This is a genomic window from Conyzicola sp. (genome assembly GCF_057073975.1).
Map to the genome: position 1 here is coordinate 1 of NZ_JBXMIS010000013.1, position 2,756 is coordinate 2,756.

At 69.1% G+C, this 2,756-nt stretch carries 3 protein-coding genes and 1 pseudogene; all 4 read left to right on the forward strand.

Annotated features, from left to right (window positions below; translation table 11 throughout):
* A partial coding sequence (locus AC14A7_RS00845; protein ID WP_484005988.1) for a TatD family hydrolase occupies nt 1-624 on the forward strand: 624 nt, incomplete at its 5' end.
* Entirely contained in the window at nt 617-1,462 is an 846-nt protein-coding gene (rsmA, locus tag AC14A7_RS00850) for a 16S rRNA (adenine(1518)-N(6)/adenine(1519)-N(6))-dimethyltransferase RsmA (protein WP_484005989.1), read from the forward strand. The genes AC14A7_RS00845 and rsmA, both read left to right, overlap by 8 nt.
* Before the next feature lie 9 nt (nt 1,463-1,471).
* Nucleotides 1,472-2,407, forward strand: a complete 936-nt coding sequence (locus tag AC14A7_RS00855) for a 4-(cytidine 5'-diphospho)-2-C-methyl-D-erythritol kinase (protein ID WP_484005990.1) — start codon at nt 1,472-1,474, stop codon at nt 2,405-2,407.
* A gap of 53 nt (nt 2,408-2,460) precedes the next feature.
* Nucleotides 2,461-2,756 (forward strand): annotated as a pseudogene (locus tag AC14A7_RS00860) (molybdopterin-dependent oxidoreductase); the annotation flags it as partial.

Here is a 2,756-nt window from a genome sequence, read left to right on the forward strand (position 1 = left end):
CCGCGGTACGAGAGCGCAGGAGAGCTGGATGCCGCGCTCGCCGAGATCGACGAGCTGGCGTCCCAGCCTCGCGTGCGCGCGATCGGCGAGACCGGACTCGACTACTTCCGCACAGCGGAGGACGGCCGCAGCAGTCAGCACCGCTCCTTCGAGGCGCACATCGAGATCGCCAAGAAGCACGATCTTGCGCTGCAGATCCACGATAGGGATGCCCACGGGGATGTCGTCGAGACCCTTCGCCGCGTCGGCGCCCCCCAGCACACCGTCTTCCACTGCTTCAGCGGGGATGTCGCGCTCGCCCGCATCTGCGCCGACAACGGGTGGTACGTCTCCGTCGCCGGCACCTCGACCTTCAAGAACGCGGTCGACCTGCGCGAGGCGCTCGAGATAGTGCCACGCAGCCTCCTGCTCATCGAGACGGATGCGCCGTACCTCACCCCGGCTCCCTACCGCGGGCGCCCCAACTCGCCGTACATGATCCCCTATACGCTGCGCGCGCTCGCAAAGCACTTCGAGTCCGACGTGAACATGCTCGCGGCGCAGATCGCCTCCAACACCGAGGATGTCTACGGCCTGTGGGACGCCGAGCCGGTCGACACCCCGCGCAACTACCCCGATGAGTAGGCTCCTCGGCCCGGCCGAGATCCGGGACCTCGCCGAGCTGCTCGGCATTCAGCCGACCAAGAAGCTCGGGCAGAACTTCGTCATCGACGCGAACACGGTGCGTCGCATCGTCAAGTCGGCCGGCGTCACCGGCGGTTCCGTCGTCGAGGTCGGCCCCGGCCTCGGCAGCCTCACGCTCGGCCTGCTCGAGACGGGGGCGTCTGTCGTCGCCGTCGAGATCGACAAGCGCCTCGCCGCCCAGCTGCCCCTCACCGTCGACGAGCTGCAGCCCGGTGCCCAGCTCACCGTCATCACCCAGGACGCGATGACGGTCACGGAGCTGCCGGGCGAGCCGACCACCCTCGTCGCCAACCTGCCGTACAACATCTCCGTTCCCGTGCTGCTGCACTTCCTCGAGCACTTCCCGTCGATCTCGAGCGGTCTCGTGATGGTGCAGGCGGAGGTCGGGCAGCGCATCGCGGCAGCGCCCGGCTCGAAGGTCTATGGCAGTCCAAGTGCCAAGGCGGCGTGGTACGGAACCTGGCGCACCGCCGGCCAGGTGAGCAGGCAGGTCTTCTGGCCCGTGCCGAACGTCGACTCGATCCTCGTCGGGTTCGAGCGCCACGAGCAGCCGGGTACAGAGCAGGAGCGCCTCGCCACCTTCGCCCTCATCGACGCGGCGTTCCAGCAGCGGCGAAAGATGCTGCGGCAGGCGCTGTCGGTCGTTCTCGGGGACTCGGGCCAGGCATCCAGTCGTATCGAGGCGGCCGGGCTCGCCCCCACCGCCCGCGGCGAGGAGCTGACGGTGCTCGACTTTCTCGCGATAGCACGTTCCGGAGACCGCGCGAGCCTCGGCTAGGTTTATTGCATGACGTCGGCACCTACCCCCCGAATGGTGCACACGCGAGCGCCCGGCAAGATCAACGTCTTCCTCAAGGTCGGCACCCTGCTCGACGACGGCTACCACGACGTGGCCATCGCCTACCAGGCGGTGTCGCTCTACGAGGACGTGCGGGCGTACCCCGCCGACGACTTCTCCGTCTCCGTCACCGGCACCGTCGAGCTCTCGCGCGTTCCCACCGACGCATCGAACATCGCCGTGCGCGCCGCCCAGCTGCTCGCGCACCGCACCGGCTATCGCCGGGGCGTTCGCCTCGAGATCGACAAGCACGTGCCGGTCACCGGCGGCATGGGCGGAGGAAGCGCGGATGCCGCGGCGACCCTGCTGGCGTGCGACGCCCTGTGGGGCACCCAGCTTGCCCGCGAGGACATGCTCACGCTCGCTGCAGAACTCGGAGCCGACGTGCCGTTCGCCTTCACCGGCGGCACGGCGATCGGCACCGGCCGTGGCGACCAGCTGAGCCCGGCACTGGCCAAGGGGCAGTTCCAGTGGGTGCTCGCACTCGCCGACTTCGGCCTCTCGACGCCAGAGGTCTACAGCGAGCTCGACCGCCACCGCGACCGTCACGCGCAAGACATCTTCCCCGCCCACGTGGCGCCATCCGTCGACGCCGACGTGCTTCAGGCCATTCGCGCCGGCGACCCGCACATGCTGGCCGAGACGCTATACAACGACCTGCAGGCTCCCGCACTGCACCTCGAGCCGTCGCTCGCGGCCACCCTGGAGCTTGGCGAGGAGAACGGCGCGCTCGCCGGCATCGTCTCCGGCTCCGGTCCGACCGTCGCATTCCTCGCCGCCGACCAGGACACCGCGCTCGAGCTGCAGATCGCGCTCAGCGCCGCCAAGCTCACCGTGGTTCGCGCGACGGGGCCCGTGCACGGCGCACGCATCATCAGCGACTGATTCTGCCCTCCGCTCCGAATGGCTTTCATGGCCATTCGGAATAGAGTTCGAGCATGACCCGTCGTCGTCAGAACCTGCTCGCCGCGCTTGTCGGCGCCGTTGCCGCGGTTGCGACCCTCGGGGCCGCCGAAGCCGTCGACCTGCTCGTGGCGGCGGACTCGAGCCCGCTCGCCTCCGTCGGGTCGTTCGTCATCGACATCGTGCCACCGTGGGTCAAGGAGACGGCGATCGCCCTGTTCGGCACGGGCGACAAGGTGGCCCTGCTCGTCGGGCTCGGCCTTCTCGTGCTCATCCTCGCACTCGGCATCGGCGTGCTGCAGTACCGTCGTGCGCCATACGGGGTGATCGG